Origin of the sequence: Azospirillum melinis (assembly GCF_013340935.1) — a bacterium.
GTDB classification, from domain to species: Bacteria; Pseudomonadota; Alphaproteobacteria; order Azospirillales; family Azospirillaceae; genus Azospirillum; species Azospirillum melinis.
In genome coordinates this window covers 15,465-35,755 of the sequence record NZ_WHOS01000010.1, presented here as the reverse complement: position 1 = coordinate 35,755, position 20,291 = coordinate 15,465, and the positions used below count along the sequence as shown (strand labels likewise).

The window sequence follows — 20,291 nt, the reverse complement described above, 5'->3', positions numbered from 1 at the left end:
CGTTGCGTTACCGGAAGGACGCTTTGGGCATATGACCGGCGGGGCCGACAATCCCGTCAGCGCTCCGGCTTGTCGGCCCCGCCGGTCTGGCCGCGGATGTCCTGGGCGCGCAGCCAGCCGGGCGATCCGGCAGGCAGCATCCTTTCCGCCCGCTCCGCCTGGGCCTTGGCCATCGGCATGTCGCCTCTCGCCAGCGCCTCTTCCGCCGTGGCGTAGGCGACCATGCCGTCGTTCTTCTTCATGCTCCAGGCCTGGGCGGTGAGCCGCCACAGGAAGGCGGACTGCGCCTTGCCCTTGGAGGCGATCTGCAAATTCTTCAACGCCTCGTCGGCCAGACGGGGATCATGCTGCTCCAGCAGGGCGTGGGCGAGCGAGACCCGGATCGTTCCCGCATCGGAACCGGCCATCTCCACGGCCTTCCGATAGGGGGCCACCGCATCCGGCGCCCGGCCGGTCTGCAGCATCAGGTCGCCCTTCATTTCGTAGAGATAGGGGTTCTTCGGTTCGTCGGCGATCAGCCCGTCGACCAGCGGCGTTGCCTGCTTGACATCGCCCTGGCGGAAATAGGCATAGGCGCGACCGTAGCGGGCGGCCGGCGACGGATCGTTCACCTTGTAGCGGACCAGGGCGCCGCGTGGGTCGAGATAGCCGTACAGCTTGGCCTGGACGCGCCGCAGGTCGGCCTCCGTCGCCGACGGCAGCTGGGCATTGCTGTAGCGGGAGCGGGCAACGAAGGCCTTCACCGCGTCGATGCGCTCGCGCGTCAGCGGGTGGGTCAGGCGATAGCCGGCATCGCGGTCGTTCATCAGCGGGTCGTTGACGCCCAGCTTCTCCAGGAAGGTCTCCATCCCCTTGGCGGAGATGCCCGACTGTTCCAGGAAGGACAGGCCGGCCTGATCGGCCGAGGCCTCCTGCGTGCGGGAGAAGGACAGGTAGTTCCGCTCCGCCAGATGCTGGCCCAGCATGACGCCGGCCGCACCAGCGCCGGCATTGCGCGAGGCCAGACCGCCGGCGATGCCGAGACCCATGCCGAGGAGCGAGGCGAGGAAGGCATTGTCCATCGCTTCCGCCCCGCGGACCAGATGGCCGCCGGAGATGTGGCCGGTTTCGTGCGCGATGACGCCCAGCAGCTGGTCGGCGTTGTCGACGTCCAGCAGCAGACCGGTGTGGATGAAGATGTTCTGTCCGCCGGCGACGAAGGCGTTCACCGTCGGATCGTTGATCAACAGAATCTGCACCGAGTCCGGGTCGATGCCGGCCGCCTGGAAGATTGGCCGGGCCATCTTGCGGATGATATGGTCCGTCTCGGCGTCGCTGAGGATTTGCATCTCCGACCGGCGCTGCGCGCTCGCCGGTGGCGCTCCCCACACCAGCGACATCAGACATACGGACATGATGGCGACGACCGAAACCAGCCTGCTGGGCTTGCGCACCGTGACGACCTCCGGCTTGGAACAGCGGACCCCCGCGCACGACCGGCGGAGCCCGCGACACACTCGCTTGCAAATCTGGCAACGGTTGGGCGCGGTTGCCATAGCTGCATCACTGCTACCGGGCTGCGTCAACACCAAGTTCAAGACCGACGCCACGGTTCAGAGCTTCGTCGTCGCCGACGAGCCCTATGCCGCCGGTGTGGGGCGCGACATCATCGCCCAGGGTGGCAAGGCCGGCGACGCGGTCGCGGCGATGGCTCTGGCGATGACCGCCAGCCTGCCGTCGCGTGTCGGACTGACCGGCGGCGGTGTCTGCGTGCTGTTCGACGCCGCGTCGAAGAAGGCCCGCACCATCGATTTCCTGCCGCGCCCGGCCGGTACCGGCGGCGTCGCCATGCCGGCGATGGCGCGCGGCCTGTATGCTGTCCAGGCTGCCGCGGGTGCAATGCGGTGGGAGCAGATCGTCGCCCCGGCCGAGCAGCTGGCCCAGTTCTCCCCCGGCCTCAGCCGCGCGTTGGTGCAGGATCTCGGCGCCTTCGGCGGGCGGCTGGCGCCCGACTCGGAGACGAGGCGGCGCTTCCTCGGCAGCGGAACTCCGGCGGTCGGCGCCGTGGTCGGCCAGCCCGAACTTGCGGCGACCCTGTCGGTCCTGCGTCGCCAGGGGGTGGGGGCCTTCTACAATGGGCCGCTCGCCACGACGGTTGCCCAGGGCACCGGCGTCGACCCGGCGCAGCTGCGCGCTTACCAGCCGCGCGTCGGCGGCACGCTGACCGTACCTTTCGACATCACCGACCTGCATGTGCCCGACATGAGCGAGCCGGAAGCCGGTGCCGCCCTGGTCCAGGCCTGGAAGGCGGTGGCGTCTCTGCCTCCGGCCGAGCGCGCCACCCGCGCCACTCAGTTGCTTGGCGCTACCGGCAAAGGCCCGGTTGCCGCCGGGGCCGGGGTGATGGTGATCGATCCCGACGAGAATGGCGCCGCCTGCGCCTTCACCCAAGGGGCGCCCTTCGGTACCGGCCGCGGCATTCCCGGCACCGGCATGCTGGTGGCCCAGGGCGTGGACCGCGGCGGCTTCGGCGCGCCGGCCCTGATCGCCAACTCCATCATCGGACGCACCCTGTTCGCCGGGGTCGGCACCGCCAACGGAGACGATGGCCCTGCCGCCGGCCCGGCGGCGCTGCTGTCGGTCGCCCTGCCGTCAGGTCTGGAGGAGACGTCCACCGCTCCGCAGATTCAGGCGGCCCGTCCGCAATCCATTCCCGGGCGTGTCAGCTTCGTCGGCTGCCGGGTGTCGGTGGAGGATGGAATCCGCTATTGCCAAGCGGCGAACGATCCGCGTGCCGGCAGCCTTGCGCTGACCGTGGAAAGCGAACGCAAGCGGGACTGAGTCCCGGACAATAATGGCCCGGCCGAAGGCCGGCGACAGTTAGAGACGGACGATCATGAGCAAGCAGCCCAAGGTTTCCAAGCGGGGCGCCATTCCGCCCTTCTTCGTGATGGAAGTGATGCGCGCCGCGGCCGAGCGAGAAGCCGCCGGCCTGGATGTCCTGCATATGGAGGTGGGGCAGCCGTCCAGCGGCGCGCCAAAGGGCGTGGTGCAGGCAGCGGCCAGCGCGGTGGTCGGCTCCGATCCGCTGGGCTACACCGGGGCGCTCGGCATCCCGCCGCTGCGCGCCGCCATCGCCAGATGGTACAAGGATCGCTACGGCGTCGAGGTGCCGGAAGGCCGCGTGGTCGTCACCACCGGGTCGTCGGGCGCCTTCCAGCTGGGCTTCCTCGCCGCCTTCGATCCGGGTGACCGGGTGGCGATGGCGTCGCCCAGCTATCCGGCTTACCGCCACACCCTGACCGCGGCTGGCGTGATTCCTGTCGAGCTGCCGACCGGGCCGGAGCATCGCTTCCAGCCGACCATTGAGCTTCTGGAGGCGCTCGACGAGCCGGTGCAGGGGCTGATCGTCGCCAGCCCGGCCAACCCGACCGGCACGATGCTGAGCCGGGAGGAACTGACCGCACTCTCCGACTGGTGCCGCGCCAATGGCGTGCGCATGGTGTCGGACGAGATCTACCACGGCCTGACCTATGGCACCGACGCGGTCACCGCGGCCGAGGTCAACGATCAGGCGCTGGTGGTCAACAGCTTCTCCAAATATTTCTCGATGACCGGCTGGCGGCTGGGCTGGATGATCGTTCCCGACGATCTGCTGCGCTCCGTCGAATGCCTGGCGCAGAACCTGTTCATCTCCGCGCCGACGCTGAGCCAGGTCTCGGCGGTTGCTGCCTTCGATTGTACCGAGGAGCTGGACGGCCACGTCGCCCGCTATGCACGCAACCGTGCGCTGCTGCTGGAGGAACTGCCGAAGGCCGGCTTCACCAAGATGGCCCCGGCTGATGGCGCCTTCTACATCTATGCCGACGTGTCGGACATGACCGACGACAGCGAGGCGCTGGCGAAGCGGATCCTGGAGGAGACGGGCATCGCCTGCACTCCCGGCATCGATTTCGACACCGCCCGCGGCCGCCGCTTCCTGCGCTTCAGCTTCGCCGGGTCGGAAGCGACCATCGCCGAGGCGGCGCGGCGACTGATCGCCTGGCGACGCGGAAAGTAGGGCGCTTTCCGGCGGGGGCCTTCGCTGCGACGGCCCCTGCCGTCCTCCCGTTCAGAACAGATGCTGCCCGCCGGTGATGAAGGTCTCCGTCCCCGTCACATAGGCCGAGTCCGGACCGCACAGGTAGAAGATCACCGCGGCAACATCCTCCGGCGTGCCCATGCGCTTCAGCGGGATGCGCGGGATGAGCACGTCATATTCCGGGCCGGTCATCGCCGTTTCAATCTCGCCGGGGGCTACCGCGTTGACGCGGACGCCGATCTCCGCGAACTCCACCGCCATTTCGCGGGTCAGGCCGGACAGCGCCGCCTTCGAGGTCGAATAGGCCGAGCCGGCGAAGGGATGCACCGAATGGCCGGCGATGGAGGTGACGTTGACGATTGCCCCCTTCGCCCGCGACAGCGGAGCGGCGAAGCCGCGCGCCAGAACCAGGGCGGCGAAGAAATTCAGCTCGAACACACGGTGCCAGCCCTCGATCGAGCCGTTCAGGCAGCCGAGCCGCTCCTTGATCGGCGTCTTCGGCGAGATGCCGGCATTGTTGATCAAGGCGTGCAGCGGCGCACCGTCCAGCGCCTTGTTCGCCTCCTCGACGAAGGCGGCGCGGCTGGCGGGGTCCGACAGGTCGGCCGGGATATGATGGGTCCAGTTGGGATCGCGGCGGCAATGGGCCGGCACATCCTCGCGCGAGCAGGAGATCACGCGCCAGCCTTCGTTGCTGAACCGGGTGACGGTGGCGTGTCCGATACCCCGGCTGGCGCCGGTGAGAATGACGACTTTGCGGTGCGGCATGGTGGGCTGCGCTTCACGAATGATTGCGGTCGGCGGGGAAAGCGGACGCCCTGGGAATGGCCTCGGGAGTTCCGGATGGAAGGATCGAAGGCCCCCTCATCCGCCGGTGGTCCACCGCCTGCGGCGATCCTACCCGCCCCCGCACCGCCTGTCATCCGCCAGTATGCCAGCTGCTCCCGGCTGTCCGGTCTGCGCCGGGGGCGGCATATGGCGCGGCAGAACGACGCAATCGGCGGCCTTGTCCATTGACGTTGCGCCCGGCAGCGCCAACCTTGGCGAATCCCCGCAAGACGGAGCCAGCCCTTGCCGCGCCAGCCCTTCCGTCCCCTTGCGTCCTTACTGCGCCGTCGCCTTGTCCTGCTGACCGTCACGGCGCTGTCCCTAACGGCGTCGGTCGGCCGGGCTGCGGAGCCCTTGCAGGTCGCCTGCGTGCCGCCCGGCGTCTGGGCCGACAGTGCCGGTGCGGCGGTGGAGCCGGTGCCGCTGCTGCGCCGCCTTGCCGAGGCGCCGGTGGTCCTGCTGGGGGAACAGCATGACAAGGCGGACCACCACCGCTGGCAACTGCACACCCTCGCCGGCCTGCATGCCGTGAACCCCGACCTTGCCGTCGGGATTGAGATGCTGCCGCGCCGGCTGCAACCGGTGCTCGACCGCTGGGTGGCGGGCGAGATGACGGAGGGTGAGTTCCTGAAGGCGACGGACTGGCGCACGGTCTGGGGCTTCGACCCACAATTCTACCTGCCGATCCTGCAATTCGCCCGCCTGCATCGGCTGCCGGTGGTGGCGCTGAATGTGGAACGGTCGCTGATCGGGCGCACCGCCCGCAACGGCTGGGCGACCATCCCGGAGGCCGAGCGCGAGGGCATCGGCAATCCGGCCGCCCCGACGGAGGCCTACCGCAACCGCCTGACCGAGACGCTGGCGGCACACGACCGCTCCGAAGCCCGCTCCGCCGCACCGGCCGACGTGCCCGACAGCGCGGTCAAGCGCTTCATCGAGGCGCAAGGCATCTGGGACCGTGCGATGGCGGAGAAGATCGCCGAGACCCGCCGCACCACCGGCCGTCTCGTAGTCGGCATCCTGGGGGAGGGGCATGTCGCCAGCCGTGACGGCGTTCCGCACCAGCTGGCCGATCTCGGCATCGGCGATGCAGCCGTGCTGCTGCCCTGGGACTCCGACCGCGACTGCGGCGAGCTGGATGGCCGCATCGCCGATGCGGTGTTCGGCCTGGGGCCGGAACGAGAGGATGCGGAGCCGCAGCGCCCCAAGCTGGGCGTGCAACTCGACCCCAGTCCGGAGGGCATCACGGTGGGAGCGGTCAGCAGCGGCAGCGTGGCCGCGGCGGCGGGCCTGCGCACCGGCGACCGCATTCTGATCGCCGCCGGCACGCCGGTGCGCGCACCCGCCGATCTGGTCGCGGTGATCCGCCGGCAGGCGCCGGGCACCTGGCTGCCGCTGACCATCCGGCGCGATGGGGCCGAGCAGGAGGTGGTGGCGAAGTTCCCGGTGGACGGGGCGGCGCACCCGCCCCAACCCTGACTGGCCCCTACAGCATCTTCTCCCACCGGGCGAGCGCGTCCGGCGTGGGGTTGACCGCCGGGGCGCAGTCGGAGCGGCCGAGCCGCTCATGATGCTCGCGCAATGCCCAGACGACGGTGGGGAAGGCAAGCTCGTCCCAGGGGATGTCCTTCCACTCGAACAGGCCGACCTCCAGGCTTTCCGGGCCGGGCTCCACATCGGGCGAGAGCAGGCGGGCGCGGAAGATCATCTGGACCTGGCTGATGCGCGGGATGTCGTAGATCGCCAGCAGATGGTCGATGTCGATGCGTGCCCGTGCCTCCTCCCAGGCTTCACGGGCGGCGCCGTCGCGGGTGCTCTCGCGCTCTTCCATATAGCCGGCGGGCAGGGTCCAGTAGCCCCTGCGCGGTTCGATGGCGCGGCGGCAGAGCAGGATGCGGCCATCCTCCCAGGTCGCCACGGCGCCGACCACGATCAGCGGGTTCTGATAGGCGATATAGCCGCAGTCCGGGCACATCAGCCGTTCACGGTCCTCGCCGGGCGGGATGGCGCGGATACGTGGGCCTCCGCAGTTTGGGCCGCAATCATCGGGGGTTTTGTGGTCGGGGAGCGTATCGTCGGGCATGGTTTCCGATATGGCGCGGTATCCTTGGTTGGGCAAGCGGAGAAAGCGAAAGCCGGGCCGGCGCAGTCCTTGGTGCGTTCGCGCCCTGTTCCAATTCGCGATTCGTTCCGATAGGCTGCACCCGTTCCAGTGGTGAGGGGATTTGGGGTGACGCAGTTCCTGGTCAACGGGATGGTGGTGGATGGCGCATCGCTGGCGATAGGGCTTGCGGCCGGTCTTCTGCTGGGCGCCGCCGTCGCCTGGGCGGTGCTGCGCGCCGCTGCCGGCCGGGCCGAGGCCACCGCCGCCGCTCTGCATGCCGAGTTCGCCACCCGCCTCGACCTCGCCGAACGGACCGAGGGCGACCTGCGCGAGGAGATCGAGGCGCGCGACCACCAGATCGCCCGCCTGCATGGCGAGGTCGCCAGTGCCCGCGAACGCCATGCCCAGCTGTCCACCCGGCTGGAGGCAGAACGGACCGCGGCGGCGGAGAAGATGGCGCTGCTGGAGCGCGCCCAGGCGGCGCTGGCCGACAGCTTCAAAGCGCTGTCGGCGGAGGCGCTGCACCAGAACAACCGCAGCTTCCTCGATCTGGCGCGGGAGACGCTGGCCGGCTTCCAGGAGCAGGCGAAGGGCGATCTGGACAAGCGCCAGACCGCCATCGCCGCCATCGTCGATCCGGTGCGCCTGAGTTTGGAGGCGATGGACCGGCAGATCCGCGAACTGGAGAGCACGCGGGCCGGTGCCTATGAGGGGCTGAAGCAGCAGGTGCTGTCGCTGGTGCAAAGCCAGAGCGAGTTGCGGACGGAAACCGGCAACCTCGTCCGGGCTCTGCGCACCCCGGCGGCGCGCGGGCGCTGGGGCGAAATCCAGCTGCGCCGGGTCTGCGAGATGGCGGGGATGCTCGATCATTGCGATTTCGTCGAGCAGGTGTCGGTCGACAGCGGCCGGCTGCGCCCCGACCTGATCGTCACGCTGCCCGGCGGCAAGACCCTCGTGGTCGATGCCAAGACGCCGCTGGAAGGCTATCTGGACGGCATCCAGGCGATCGACGACACGGTCAGGCGCGACGGCATGGTCCGCCATGCCCGCCATGTGCGCGACCACATGAAGCAGCTCGGCACTAAGGGCTATTGGGACCAGTTCGACGACAGCCCGGAATTCGTCGTGCTGTTCCTGCCCGGTGAAAACTTCTTCTCGGCAGCGCTGGAGCAGGACCCGGCGCTGATCGAGGCCGGCATCGACCATCGCGTGATTCTGGCGACGCCGACCACCCTGATCGCCCTGCTGCGCGCCGTCGCTTATGGCTGGAGGCAGGAGCGGCTGGCCGACAATGCCCGCGAAATCAGCGCGCTCGGCGCCGAGCTGTACAAGCGGCTGTCCGACCTGGGCGGTCATATGGACCGGTTGGGCGGGCAGTTGGACAAGGCTGTCGGCTCCTACAACAGTGCAGTCGGAACGCTTGAATCGCGGGTGCTGGTCAGCGCGCGCCGCTTCCGCGACCTGCATGCCGCGCCGGAGGGGGCGGAGATGCCGCTGCTCGAGCCGCTGGACCACAGCCCGCGCCGCCTGCAGGCGACCGAACTGCGCGCAGTGCCGCCGGTCGAGACCACCGCGGCCGATTGAGGCGCCGCGATGGATGCAGGGCCGGCGGCGTGCTATCCATGCGGCCTGACAGCTTTATCGATCCGATGGAACCCGCCGATGACTGACCAGACGGCAATTGGCCAGACAGCCACCGAACAGACCGTCCGCTGCGACCGCTGTGCCCACCGCTATCCCGCCGCCGAGGAGGGATGCCCGCGCTGCCGGTCGATTCGCCGCACCAATGCGGTCATCGTGGCGCTGCTGGTGATGCTGGTGATCCTGGCCTTGGTCGGCTGGGTCGGCACCTTGGTCTTGACCTAAGATCGGCCCCGGCACTTTGGTTGGTTCTTGCGCAGTCGCTGCACAATCTGAGTGCAATGCGCGAAACGAAACATCATTTCTTTATTTGGTGATAATCGAGCAAGTTTTTTGCTTGTCATATTAGAGTTATTTTGAGAAGCAACCCCATGCCGTCGTTTCTGCGCAGGGGTTGCACCATGTTGAAAAACCTCCGGATTGCCGCACTTACCAACCTGTTCGGGGTGGTGGTCACACTGGGTTTCCTGGCGGTGGTCATCACCGGTGCGTTGGCGATCCGCGAGCTGAAGGTGGGCGGACCGATCTACCAGCGCATCGTGCTGGGTAAGGATCTGATCGCCGATATCCTGCCGCCGCCGGAATATGTGATCGAAGCCTATCTGGAGGCGACGCTGGCAATGAACGACCCGGCGTCGGTCGAGCAGCGCCGGGCGCGGCTGGTGCAACTGCGCAAGGACTATGACGAGCGGCATGAATACTGGCTCAAGGAGAGCTTCGAGCCGTCGCTGCTCACCCAGTTGACCCAGACCTCCCACACGCCGGTGATGCGCTTCTGGACCGAGGTCGAGACCAGGTTCCTGCCGGCGCTGGCCCGCAAGGACGAGGCGGCGGCCCGCGCCTCCTACGCGGTGATCGCCGATGCCTATGCCTCCCACCGTGCCGTCGTCGACCGCATCGTCGAGGATACCAACCGCTACAACAGCGAGACGGAGGTCTATGCCACAGGACGCGAGGACCTGTTCATGACCGCGGTGTGGGGCGTCTCGGCCCTGGTGCTGGCGGTCGTGGTGGTCGGCGTGTTCGGCATCCGGCGCCGGGTGGTGCGGCCGGTGGGAGAGCTGACCGCCGCGATGCGGGCCCTGGCGCAGGGCGACCTGACTGTCACCATTCCCGGTGCCGACCGTGGTGACGAGGTCGGGGCGATGGCGCAGGCCCTGCGTGTCTTCAAGGAGAATGCGGAGGGGGCCGAGCGCCTGCGCCGCCTGCGCGACGAGGAACGCGAACGGTCGGAGCGCGAAAAGCAGGCAGCCCTGCTGCGCATGGCCGAAACGGTGGAGACGGAGGCGTCGAACGCCGTCGATCTGGTGGCCAGCCAGACCAGCCAGATGGCCGGCAACGCCACCCGCATGGCCGAATCGGCCCGCGCGGTCAGCGACAACAGCCAGAATGTCGCAGCCGCCGCGACCCAGGCGCTGTCGAACGCCCAGACCGTCGCCGCCGCGTCGGAACAGCTCAGCGCCTCCATCCGCGAGATCGCGGTCCAGATCGGTACCGCGACCACAATGACCGGCGACGCCGTCGGTGCTTCGGTAAGGGCGGAGGAGACCATCCAGCGTCTGGCCGACGCGGTGACCCGCATCGGCGAGGTGACCAACCTCATCAACGATGTCGCCGGCCAGACAAACCTGCTGGCGCTGAACGCCACCATCGAGGCGGCGCGGGCCGGCGAGGCAGGGAAAGGCTTCGCCGTCGTCGCCAGCGAGGTAAAGCAGCTGGCCGGCCAGACCGCGCGGGCGACGGACGAGATCGAAAGCCAGATTGCCGCCATCCAGGCCACCACGGCCGAGGCGGTGAGCGCCGTGCGCGCCATCGCCGAGCGGGTGCGCGGCGTTGAAACCGTGTCGGCCACCGTCGCCGCCGCCATCGAAGAGCAGGAGGCGGCGACCGGCGAGATCGCCCGCAATGTCGTCCAGACCTCCAACGCCGCGCAGGAGGTGGCGACCCGCATCGCCGCCGTCTCGCAGGAGGCGACCGCCACCGGCGAGCGCGCCAGCGAGGTCAACACCCTGTCCGTCCGTGTCGCCGCCAGCATCGATCAGCTCCGCCGCGTCCTGATCGAAGCGATCCGCACGGCCACGCCGGAAGTGAACCGCCGGTCCGCTCCGCGCTATCCGCTGAACCGCCCCGGCCGGCTGTCGGTGGGCGGGCGCGAACTGTCGGTGACGGTCGACAATGCGTCGGAAGGCGGCGCCCAGCTGAGCGGGCTGCCGCAGGAGGCATGGTCCGGTCTGGCGGAAGGGAGCGCGCTGCGCATCGCCTTGCCAGGGCTGGAGCCGGTGGCCGCCGTTGTGCGGGCGCTGGACCGCGGCGGTGCCGGCCGCCTGCACGTCACCTTCACCCTGTCCGGTGCCGAGCGCGACCACTTTGCCGCGCAGTTCGGCCGCAGTGTCGCCGGGCTGGCCCCACTGGAGCGCGCGGCCTGAACGGTTGCGGCTGCGCTGCCGGCCGTCAGAGAATGACCCTAATCATGACAGTGATTTCATGACGGTTCTGCGGTTGCCGGGTTCAGAATGGCGTCGGTTCCTGGGCCGCCGGCCCATTCTGAAAGCCTGCTCGCCATGGTCGAAACCACCGCCTGTCCCTATTGCGGGTCCGATTACGGGCATGGTCCCAACGACTGCCCGCTCTGCCGGTCCGCACGGCGCAAGGATCTGGTCGTGCGCTGCGTCATCGGGCTGATGTTCCTTGTCCCGATCCTGACGCTGTTCGCCACCATCCTGCTGGACAACGGCATGGGGAAGATGCTGTCGATGGACTGATGCGGGAGCCTGAGCGGGCCTACATGTGCCCGGTGCGTGCCGACTGTTCCAGCGCCTTGATGTGGGACAGGCCGGGCAGGATCTCGGATTTTACGAATTCCATGCGGCGGTTGGGGCCGCCGCCGCCGCGGGCGAAGCGGTGCTTCCACAAATTCATCTTCACCGCCAGACCGCACAGCACGCCGCCGATGGTGACGTGGTGCGAGGAAATCAGCTCGCGGATCGACCGGAAGGTGTCGGCGTTGATGTCGCTCCAGAAATCCTTGGAGCGGTTGTCGAAGCTCTCGAACCGGCCGGTGATGGAGGTCGCGATGTCGGTCAGGTCGCGGGCGATCTCGTCGAGCATGCGCATCTGGCGGGAATCGCGCTTGACCTCGGCGGAGCTGCGGATCTCCTCCATCCAGCTGACGAAGCGCTGAACCTCCGGCACGATCTCGTCCAGGCATTTGCGGAAATAGGCGAGCGACAGGAAGATGTCGCCATATTCCTCAAGGAACTTCGGGATGTCGTTCAGGCCGATGTCCAGCCGGTCGGCCATCATGCGCAGGTTGCGCAAGGCCTCGTCCCGGTTGGGGTTGGCGAACAGCTGGATGATGTCGGTCACGTCGGCGACCTGAAGCTCCTCCGTGCCATAGACATATTCCATCAGCGGGCGGGTGAAGACCCGCATGTAGCTGGTCAGCTCGGCCTTCTTGCGGTCGGACAGGGTCAACGATTCGACGTTGTTGACGTCGATGTTCAGCCGCCGCAGCTCGATCCGCGAGGAATAGACGTCGAAGCTGGAGGCGGCGCCGATCTTCTCCAGCTTCACCAGATCGCGTTCGACCTCGTCCTTGTAGGATTCGAAATAGGAGGGGATGTGGCGGGGCGACACCTGACCGCTGCCGGCCTGGGCGTCGCGGAACATTTCCACCACCGTCTGAAGCCGGACATTCTTAATCAGGCGCGCATGCTGGAGGCCGGGCGTTTCCAGCGGGATCGCCGACAAAGGCAGGATGTGAAGGGAATCGCGGGCCTCGTCGTCCCAGGTCTTGCGCTGTTCCGTAGCGGGCGTGGACTTCGCGTCCGCCGCCGTATCGCTTGCCCCACCGTCCAACCGACCGTCTCCCACTGCCGTCTCGCGTCCTGTATCGGCGATTATCGCAGAGCGCACCTTACAACAGGAGTCAGGGCTGACAAGGATCGAGATGTGGCGGATTGCCGCGCAGCAGGCCGCGGCGTGCCGAGAGGCCCGGAGGGCCTCCTGCCGGCGCGCCGCGGCGGGCGGTCAGTGGACGCTGACCGGCTCCATGTCGTTCTGGACGATGGCGGCGAAGGCCAGGTCGCGGTCGGCGACGACGCTCAGCGGCGTGCCGTCGGCGGCATGGATGGCGAAGGCGGCGGCGCCGTCCATCTCCACCGGGCGGACATAGGCGACGTCGCCCAGGCCGAAGCTGGCGAAATCCTGGGTCGACAGCTGGCGCAGCTGGCTGTGGGTATCGTGCATCATGGTCTTGGTCTCCCGCGGCTCCCCGTCATGGGCGGCCGCGCGTGCAGAGTATCGGGGGAGAGAGTATCAGGGAAGACAGCGGGAAAGGGGGATCAGTCGTCCCGGCCGTCGGCGGACACGTCGATGGTGCGGGGCATCGCACCGGCGGCGGTCTTCTTCGGCTGTTCGATCTTGATCGTGCGGACCTTCGGCTCCGGCATCGGGCGGGTCAGGTCGATGTTGAGCAGTCCGTTGTCGAGCGAGCAGCCCACCACCTCGATCCCTTCGGCCAGCACGAAGCTGCGCTGGAACTGCCGCGCGGCGATGCCGCGGTGCAGATAGATGCGCGACTTGTCGTCGGTCTGGCGGCCGCGGATGACGAGCTGGTTGTCCTCGATCTGGACCGACAGGTCATCGGAGGTGAAGCCGGCCACGGCAAGCGTTATGCGGAGGCCGTCGTCGCCGATCTGCTCGATGTTGTAGGGGGGATAGCCTTCGGCCGAATTCTTAGCGATCCGGTCGAGCGTCCGCTCGAACTGGTCGAAGCCAAGCAGCAGCGGGCTGTTGAAAAGCGAAAGGCGAGTCGTCACGACGCATCCTCCTCACGACGGGAGCGAGTTGCGGAAGGTGGGCCCGTTTCCGGCGCCCGGCGGGTCGGCGGCCCAGCATCCGCCGGCGCCGCCATGCCTATAGATTGGGAGAGCCGCCGCCGCGGTCAAGAACCCTGTGCGCCTCTGGAATGGTTAAGAATCCCAGGAGCCTCGCCAAGCTCCACGGCCACCGCGTCGGCGATGGCGAGGCAGGAGGTCAGGCCCGGCGATTCGATGCCGAACAGGTTGACCAGCCCGGCCACCCCATGGGTGCCCGGCCCCTGGATCAGGAAGTCCGCCTGCGGCTGTCCCGGCCCGCTCAGCTTCGGCCGCACGCCGGAATAGGCGGGCACCAGGGCTTTGTCCGGCAGCCCCGGCCAATAGGCGCGGACCGCGCCATAGAAGGAGTCGGCCCTGGCAGGGTCGACGGCATAATCGATCCCGCCATTCACGTCGCCCAGCCATTCCACGTCGGGGCCGAAGCGGGCCTGTCCGGCAAGGTCCAGCGTCAGGTGGACACCCAGCCCGCCCTCCACCGGCACCGGATAGACCAGCCGCGAGAAGGGGGAGCGGCCGGCGACCAGCGCATAGTAGTTGCCCTTGGCCAGCACGCGCGGCGGCACGTGGGTGGCGTCCAGCCCCTCCAGACCGCGGGCGACGGCCCAGGCACCCAGCCCGGCGGCATTGACCAGCGTGGAGCAGGCGATGCGCATCGGCTCCGCCCCTCCGACCTCCAGCTCGAATCCGGCCGCGGTGCGGTGGGAGCGTTCCAGCGGACTCAGCAGCGCCAGCATCGCCCCCGAGTCCTCCGCGTCGCCCAGCAAAGCCAGCATCAGCCCATGGCTGTCGATAATGCCAGTGGAGGGCGACAGCAGGGCGCCGACGGTGCGCAGGTTCGGCTCCCATCGCATCGCGGTGGCGGCGTCGATCTCCGTCAGGTCGGTGACCCCGTTGGCCGCCGCCTGGGCGCGGATCGCCGCCAGCTTCGGCAATTGCGCCTCCTCCGTCGCGACGATCAGCTTGCCGGTGCGGCGATGCTCCACCCCATGGGCGGCGCAGTAATCGTAGAGCGCGTCGCGGCCGGGCACGCACAGCCGGGCGCGCAGGCTGCCGGTCGGATAATAGATGCCGGCATGGATGACTTCGGAGTTGCGGGAACTGGTGCCGGTGCCGATGGCATCCGCCGCCTCCAGCACGATCACCTCGCGTCCGGCCCGTGCCAGCCGCCGCGCGACCGCCAGACCGACCACGCCCGCCCCGACGACCACGCACTCCACCCGTTCCATCGCGTCATTCCTGCCTGCCGCCTGCGCTGCCGGGAAGGGGAGCGGAAAAGGGCGGGGCGTGCAAGAAGTTCCGGATATGCCGTCGAACCCGCATATGCGTCGGGCTTGACTCGGCCGCGACAATGGGTATTGTGCGCGCCTTCACCTCCTGGGAAAGCGGGCGCGCGCAATTTTTGACGCCCCGTCCGCCGCCTGAACAGGGCGGACGGAACTACCGGGACAACATCAACTCGTGTCCAACGAGGCCTGAGAGTTATGAGCAAGCGTCAAGAGTCCAAGTACAAGATCGACCGCCGCCTTGGTGTCAACCTGTGGGGCCGTGCCAAGAGCCCGCTGAACAAGCGCGAGTATGGCCCGGGCCAGCACGGTCAGCGCCGCAAGAAGCCGTCGGACTACGGTCTGCAGCTGATGGCCAAGCAGAAGCTGAAGGGCTACTACGGCAACATCGGCGAGAAGCAGTTCCGCCGCGTCTATGCCGAGGCCGTCCGCCGCAAGGGCGACACCGGCGAGAACCTGATCGGCCTGCTGGAGCGCCGCCTGGACGCCGTGGTCTACCGCATGAAGTTCGCGCCGACCCCGTTCGCCGCGCGCCAGCTGATCAACCACGGTCACATCCTGGTCAACGGCCGCCGCCTGAACATCGCTTCGGCCCGCATCAAGGACAACGACACCGTCGAGGTGCGCGCCAAGTCCAAGCAGATGGCGCTGATCCTGGAAGCCTCGGCCTCCGGCGAGCGTGACATCCCCGACTATCTGGAAGTCGACAGCAGCGCGCTGAAGGGCCGCTTCGTCCGCGCCCCGCTGCTGGCCGATGTTCCGTACCCGGTCCAGATGGAACCGAACCTAGTCATCGAGTTCTACTCGCGCTGATCGGTCGGCTCCTGCCGAACGCGAAAGGCCGCTCCCTCGGGAGCGGCCTTTTTGCTTTTCGGGCCACAGCGTTTCGGTGTTGCCGGGCCGGCAGCCCGGCAGCCCGGCAGTCACCGCCGGCGCGTCAGCAGCAGTGCCGTCAGGTCGTCGTCGATGGGGCCGGTCGCGGTCAGGTCGTCGAGCAGGCCGGACAGCAGGCCGGCGTCGTCAGGCTCGTGCAGGCGGCGGGCGAGCAGGGTGGCGAGGCCGTACTCGTCCAGAACCTCGTGGCCTTCGCCGCCGCCGATCGGGATTTCGATGGCCGCATCGGAATAGAGGAACAGGCGGGCACCGGGCGGCATCGGCAACCGGCGGGCGTCGTAGGTGACCGACGAGAGCAGGCCGAGCGGCAGCCCGCTGCCGTCGCCCAGCCGCGGTGCCTCGTCACCGGGATGCCAGACCATCGGTGCCGTCGACCCGGCGGAGGCATAATGGAACTCCCCGGCCACCGGATCGATCAGTCCGGTCAGCATGGTGGCGAACTGGCCGCTGGGCAGCAGCCCGCACAGCCGGCGGTTCACCGTTTCCAGGAACTCCGCCGGGGTCAGGTCGGTGCTGCCGATCCGGCGGCAGATGGCATCCAGCCGGAAGGTGTTCAGCGCGGCACCGACCCCATGGCCGGAGAAATCGACCAGATAGACGGCGACCCGGCCGTCGGGCAGACGCTCGATCCCCCAGAAATCGCCGCCCAGCTCGGAGGAGGGCGCGAAATGCGCCTGGACGGCGATGCCGGTCGCCGCCTCCAGCTCGGCCAGCCGCTCAGGGCCAGGCAGCATCCGGGCTTGCATGGCGCGGGCCAGCTCCAACTCGTTTTCCGTGCGGCTGTGATACTGCTCCAGATCGCGCAGCATGGCCCGCTTGCGCAGCTGGATGCCCACGCGGGCCAGCAACTCCACCGCGTTGATCGGCTTGGTGACATAGTCGGTCGCGCCGGCGGCGAAGGCGCGGGCCCGGTCCTCCGCCCGGCTCAGGCTGGACTGCACCAGAACCGGCAACGATTTCCAGCGTGGGTCGGCACGCAGGCGCCGGCACATCTCGAACCCGTCCATCTGCGGCATCATCAGGTCGAGCAGCACGAGATCCGGCTTGAAGCGCTCCATCAGGACCAGCGCGTCCTGCCCGTCCTCCGCCTGCTCGATCAGGGTGATGCCGCCGCGCTCCAGCAGGGCCAGCAGAAGGTGACGGTTGATCCGGTTGTCGTCGACGATCAGCACGCGGGCGCCGGCCAGCCCGTCGACGGCATCGCGCGCCTCGGTCGGAAGCAGGTCGGACAGCGGAGAATCGCTCATTCTGCCGCCTCCCGTTCGATCCACAGCAGCGTGTGGTCGTCGCCGCCGACCTGTCCCAGGGCGAAGCCCAGCGAGCGGACCACGGCGTCGAAGCCTTCACCCTCCGCCACGGCACGGGCGATCATCCAGCCGAGCCCGATCCCGGTCCCACCGGCGTCCAGCGCCTCCAGAACCGCGACGGAGTAGAGCGCCAGCACGCTGCCCTGCGGCAACTCCATCACGTCGCTGCGATAGCGGGTGCCGGGCGCGATGCCGATCGGCAGGCCGGCGGCCGCACCGAACGCCGGCCCGCCGTTGCCGTTCAGGATCATCGGCGGCGCCCCGTCCGCCGAGGCGTGGATAAAGCGCCCGGCCTCGCCATCCACCACGCCATAGGTCATGGTGGCCTTTTCTCCCGGCGCCAGCAGCCCGGCGGCGCGGTCGTTCAGCGCGGTCATCAGGACGGCGGCGTCCTCGCCATGGGCGGGGCCCAGCTCCTGCAGAAGGGCGTGCAGCCGGAAGGCGTTCAGCGCCGCCGAGACTCCGCGGCCGGCGACGTTCAGCAGGTAGGCGCCGAAGCGCCGCCCGCCCAGCGGCAGCACCCCCCAGAGATCGCCGCCGAGATTGGGCGAGATCACGCTGTGGGCGCGCAGGCGGCAGCCCGCGGAGGCAGCCACGGCGGCACTCTGCGCCGGGGTCGGCAGCAGGTGTTCCTGCATCGACCGGGCGATGGACAGCTCGGCCTCCACCCGCGCCCGATAGGTCTGAAGGCGGCGGATCAGCACCCGGTCTTCCAGATGGATGCGCACGCGGGCCAGCAGCTCCGTGCGTTCCAGCGGCTTCGACACCAGATCGGTGGTGCCGGCGGCGAAGGCACGGTTGCGGTCCTCGCCCGACGACAGTGCGGTCTGCACCAGGATCGGCAGGTCGGCCGTCTCCGGCATGGCGCGCAGGCGGCGGCAGACCTCGAACCCGTCCATTCCCGGCATCATGATGTCCAGGATCAGCAGGTCGGGGATGGCGGCCTCGATCATCGCCAGCGCCTCGAACCCGCTGGCGGCGAAGGAAACCTGCCGGAAGCCCGCCTCGGCGAGGAAGGCGCCGATCAGCGTGCGGTTGAAGGCGGTGTCGTCCACCACCAGGATCGGGCAGTCCAGGACGGTACAGTCGGGGATCCGGCATTCGCAGAGCCGGTCGCCGTCTCCCAGCACATCGGAGTGTCCGGCATCCGACGGTGGGATCGCCCCGCAGCCGGGATTATGCCAGCCATTCGCGATCACAGCCGGAACCTCATGCGGATGCGGCGGCCGCCATCCTCGATCGTCAGCCCGTCGGCGATGTTGCCGATCAGGTCGAGGCCGCGGCCCGACGCTCCCGAGTTGGCACGCGGGCCCGGGGTGAAGCCGGCGCCTTCGTCGGTGATCTCCACCGTCGCCAGCCGCCGGCCATCCTCCGCCGGGTCGATCCGGAGGGTGACGACGATGCGGCGGCCCGCCAGCACCGGGTCGGCCAGACGGTCGCCCAGGTCGCGGGAAAAGCGTTCCAGCTCCTGGGCGCTCAGTTCCTTCATGCCGGCGACGCCCAGGTTGCCGTGGACCAGCGCATTGCTGACCGCCTCGTGCAACGCAAGTTCGATGTCGTCGCGGCGGTCCCCCTCCAGCGGATGGCGGGCGCTCAGCGCGGCCAGCAGCCTGCCGCCAAGCTGGAGGTCGTGCGCGGTGGCCGTGGTCAGGTTCAGGTAGAGGTCGCTTTTCGCCGCCTCCGCCAGGAATGGCGCCAATCGGTCGGCGGTATCGGAAGCGCCGGTATCGGCCGGCGGCTCGATCCAGGCGGCGACGGGCGGGAGCCAGAGCGCATCGGACTCCGGGACGGCGCTTCCGTCTCCGGCCAGCAGGACTGCCAGCGGCGCCGATCCGGCGGGCGCCTGCAGCAGCGGGGACAGGCGCAGCGCCAGCGCCAGCCGGTTCAGCCGGTCGGCCGCCAACCCCGGCGCCAGAAGACCGGCGAAGCGGGTGCGGCAGCCGACGGCCTGGTCCGCCTCCTGTGTCGTGCCCTGGATTGTCCCGTCGATCACCGGGATCAGTCCTCGATCGGGACGATCTTGGCGATCTGCGCCACGGTCAGCACCCGTTTGACCTGACCGGCGGCGCCGCGCAGGATGAACTGCTTGGCGGCGCGGTCCATCTCCTCCCGCGCGATCAGCAGCATGCCGATGCCGGCGGAATCGACGAATTCGAGCGACGACAGGTCGAGGACCTGGCGCTTGAGCTTGTTCTGCCCCATTTCGCCGATCAGTGCCCGTAACTTTGCGTGGTCGTTGAAGGTCAGGCGACCGCGGAGGCGGATGACCGCCTCCTGATCGCGCACTTCGATGCCGTAGTCCATAGGCCCGTCTTTCCGCAAATGTGGTTCAGTGTACAGGCGGAGAGCGCCGCGCTAGAAGAGTTCAATATCACCGCCGGCGCTGCTTCCCCCTGCGGCATCGAGGTCAAGCACGCCGTTTTCGTCCAGGGCGGTGCCTTCCAGCAGCAGCCTGCGCACGAAGCGCTCGCGCATTTCGCTCAGCGTGAAGCGGCCCATCAGCTGGTTCAGCCATTCCTGCGGTTCGCGTGCGCCGATGGTGGGCGGCACCTGGGCGCGGATGCGGGTTTCCAGATCTCCCAGCCCGGCGCTCATGATGGCGAGGCTGTCGTTGATCGCCTCGATCCGCTGCTTGGTCAGGTCTTGGAACTGCATGCCGGTGATGACGTGCGCGATGGTGGACGACATATCGGACGACACCGACGCCGCTGTCTCCAGCACCGACTGGAAATGGTTGGTCTGCTCCACCAGGCTGTCCATCGTCTTGTCGACGCGTTCCTTGGCCAGCATCTGCGGCGACATGTCGGTGTTGGCGATCTGGCGCAGGATGTCGTGGCCGTTGCGCACGCCCTTCACCACGGCGGTGACGGTGCCGCGCATGCGGTCGGCCAGTTCGCCGGTGGAGCGGGAGAGGTGCCGCACCTCCTGCGCCACCACGGCGAAGGTCCGCCCGGCCTCGCCGGCACGGCTGGCCTCGATGGTCGCGTTCAGCGCCAGGAAGTTGGTCTGGCGGTTGATGCCGTCGATGTCGCCGATCGATTTCTCCAGCTCGGCCACGTCCTTCTGCACGTCGTCCAGCAGATAGACCATGCTCATGGCATGGCGCGACAGGGTGACGATGTTGGCCACCATGTCGGTGATCACGTCCTGCATGCCGACGACCAGCCTGTCGAGCGGCACCCGCTCACCGTCGATGTCGACCGACCCTGCCATGTCGACGATCTGGGCCACCCGCTCGGACTGCTCCAGCGCCTTCCGGGCCAGTTCGCGGAAGCGCTCCGACAGGTCGAGGGT

General features: G+C 68.6%; 19 protein-coding genes and 1 pseudogene. 8 read left to right on the top strand and 12 right to left on the bottom strand.

From position 1 onward, the window contains the following. Positions 1-56: 56 nt before the first annotated feature. The gene (locus tag GBZ48_RS09795; protein ID WP_098739175.1) at positions 57-1,433 is read right to left on the bottom strand and encodes a M48 family metalloprotease; all 1,377 of its coding nucleotides are present in this window, start codon (positions 1,431-1,433) and stop codon (positions 57-59) included. A gap of 67 nt (positions 1,434-1,500) precedes the next feature. Between GBZ48_RS09795 and GBZ48_RS09790 the strand changes: the two genes are divergently transcribed. Next, entirely contained in the window at positions 1,501-2,820 is a 1,320-nt protein-coding gene (locus tag GBZ48_RS09790; protein ID WP_246307104.1) for a gamma-glutamyltransferase, read from the top strand. Between the two features lie 55 nt (positions 2,821-2,875). Beyond that, complete coding sequence (locus tag GBZ48_RS09785; RefSeq protein ID WP_174470870.1) at positions 2,876-4,039, top strand: pyridoxal phosphate-dependent aminotransferase; 1,164 nt, start codon at positions 2,876-2,878, stop codon at positions 4,037-4,039. Positions 4,040-4,090: 51 nt separating this feature from the next. On the opposite strand, the gene GBZ48_RS09780 is transcribed toward GBZ48_RS09785, so the two are convergent. Further along, positions 4,091-4,828 (bottom strand): SDR family NAD(P)-dependent oxidoreductase, encoded by a 738-nt coding sequence (locus tag GBZ48_RS09780; protein WP_098739178.1) that lies wholly within the window; start codon positions 4,826-4,828, stop codon positions 4,091-4,093. A 303-nt stretch (positions 4,829-5,131) separates the two neighbouring features. Here GBZ48_RS09780 and GBZ48_RS09775 point away from each other — a divergent pair, with 303 nt between their 5' ends. Beyond that, positions 5,132-6,367, top strand: a complete 1,236-nt coding sequence (locus tag GBZ48_RS09775) for a ChaN family lipoprotein (protein WP_246307103.1) — start codon at positions 5,132-5,134, stop codon at positions 6,365-6,367. 7 nt (positions 6,368-6,374) lie between these two features. Here GBZ48_RS09775 and GBZ48_RS09770 read toward each other — a convergent pair whose 3' ends face one another. Then, on the bottom strand, positions 6,375-6,971 hold the full coding sequence (locus GBZ48_RS09770) for an NUDIX hydrolase (RefSeq protein WP_174470869.1): 597 nt from the start codon (positions 6,969-6,971) through the stop codon (positions 6,375-6,377). A gap of 147 nt (positions 6,972-7,118) precedes the next feature. On the opposite strand from GBZ48_RS09770, the gene GBZ48_RS09765 reads away from it, so the two are divergent. The 4 genes from GBZ48_RS09765 (at position 7,119) to GBZ48_RS09750 (ending at position 11,395) form a co-directional block, all read left to right on the top strand. Further along, positions 7,119-8,576, top strand: coding sequence for a DNA recombination protein RmuC (locus tag GBZ48_RS09765; protein WP_343049514.1), 1,458 nt, complete (start codon positions 7,119-7,121; stop codon positions 8,574-8,576). Between the two features lie 78 nt (positions 8,577-8,654). Beyond that, positions 8,655-8,858 carry a hypothetical protein gene (locus tag GBZ48_RS09760; RefSeq protein WP_174470868.1) on the top strand — a complete coding sequence of 68 codons (204 nt, stop codon included), beginning with the start codon at positions 8,655-8,657 and terminating at the stop codon, positions 8,856-8,858. 176 nt (positions 8,859-9,034) lie between these two features. Beyond that, positions 9,035-11,059 carry a methyl-accepting chemotaxis protein gene (locus GBZ48_RS09755; RefSeq protein WP_174470867.1) on the top strand — a complete coding sequence of 675 codons (2,025 nt, stop codon included), beginning with the start codon at positions 9,035-9,037 and terminating at the stop codon, positions 11,057-11,059. A gap of 87 nt (positions 11,060-11,146) precedes the next feature. Then, a complete protein-coding gene (locus tag GBZ48_RS09750; protein ID WP_174470866.1) occupies positions 11,147-11,395 on the top strand; it encodes a hypothetical protein in 249 nt (82 codons plus the stop codon). A gap of 19 nt (positions 11,396-11,414) precedes the next feature. On the opposite strand, the gene GBZ48_RS09745 is transcribed toward GBZ48_RS09750, so the two are convergent. The 4 genes from GBZ48_RS09745 to GBZ48_RS09730 form a co-directional block, all read right to left on the bottom strand. Further along, a complete protein-coding gene (locus GBZ48_RS09745; protein ID WP_174470865.1) occupies positions 11,415-12,491 on the bottom strand; it encodes a hypothetical protein in 1,077 nt (358 codons plus the stop codon). A gap of 171 nt (positions 12,492-12,662) precedes the next feature. Beyond that, positions 12,663-12,884: a DUF1150 family protein gene (locus GBZ48_RS09740; protein ID WP_174470864.1), complete on the bottom strand. Its 222-nt coding sequence runs from the start codon at positions 12,882-12,884 to the stop codon at positions 12,663-12,665. A gap of 92 nt (positions 12,885-12,976) precedes the next feature. Next, complete coding sequence (locus tag GBZ48_RS09735; RefSeq protein WP_174470863.1) at positions 12,977-13,453, bottom strand: Hsp20 family protein; 477 nt, start codon at positions 13,451-13,453, stop codon at positions 12,977-12,979. 125 nt (positions 13,454-13,578) lie between these two features. Next, on the bottom strand, positions 13,579-14,739 hold the full coding sequence (locus tag GBZ48_RS09730) for an NAD(P)/FAD-dependent oxidoreductase (protein WP_174470862.1): 1,161 nt from the start codon (positions 14,737-14,739) through the stop codon (positions 13,579-13,581). Between the two features lie 255 nt (positions 14,740-14,994). Here GBZ48_RS09730 and rpsD point away from each other — a divergent pair, with 255 nt between their 5' ends. Then, entirely contained in the window at positions 14,995-15,609 is a 615-nt protein-coding gene (rpsD, locus tag GBZ48_RS09725; RefSeq protein ID WP_174470861.1) for a 30S ribosomal protein S4, read from the top strand. A 110-nt stretch (positions 15,610-15,719) separates the two neighbouring features. On the opposite strand, the gene GBZ48_RS09720 is transcribed toward rpsD, so the two are convergent. The 5 genes and pseudogenes from GBZ48_RS09720 to GBZ48_RS37060 all read right to left on the bottom strand — a co-directional run. Continuing rightward, entirely contained in the window at positions 15,720-16,937 is a 1,218-nt protein-coding gene (locus GBZ48_RS09720) for a PP2C family protein-serine/threonine phosphatase (protein WP_174470860.1), read from the bottom strand. Continuing rightward, on the bottom strand, positions 16,934-18,127 hold the full coding sequence (locus GBZ48_RS36685; protein WP_343049510.1) for a response regulator: 1,194 nt from the start codon (positions 18,125-18,127) through the stop codon (positions 16,934-16,936). Before GBZ48_RS36685 ends, GBZ48_RS09720 begins: the two co-directional genes overlap by 4 nt. Before the next feature lie 65 nt (positions 18,128-18,192). Next, entirely contained in the window at positions 18,193-18,990 is a 798-nt protein-coding gene (locus GBZ48_RS09710) for an ATP-binding protein (protein ID WP_343049509.1), read from the bottom strand. A 5-nt stretch (positions 18,991-18,995) separates the two neighbouring features. Then, positions 18,996-19,301, bottom strand: coding sequence for an STAS domain-containing protein (locus GBZ48_RS09705; protein ID WP_109048956.1), 306 nt, complete (start codon positions 19,299-19,301; stop codon positions 18,996-18,998). A gap of 51 nt (positions 19,302-19,352) precedes the next feature. Next, positions 19,353-20,033, bottom strand: a pseudogene (locus GBZ48_RS37060) (methyl-accepting chemotaxis protein); the annotation flags it as partial. Positions 20,034-20,291: the final 258 nt, after the last annotated feature.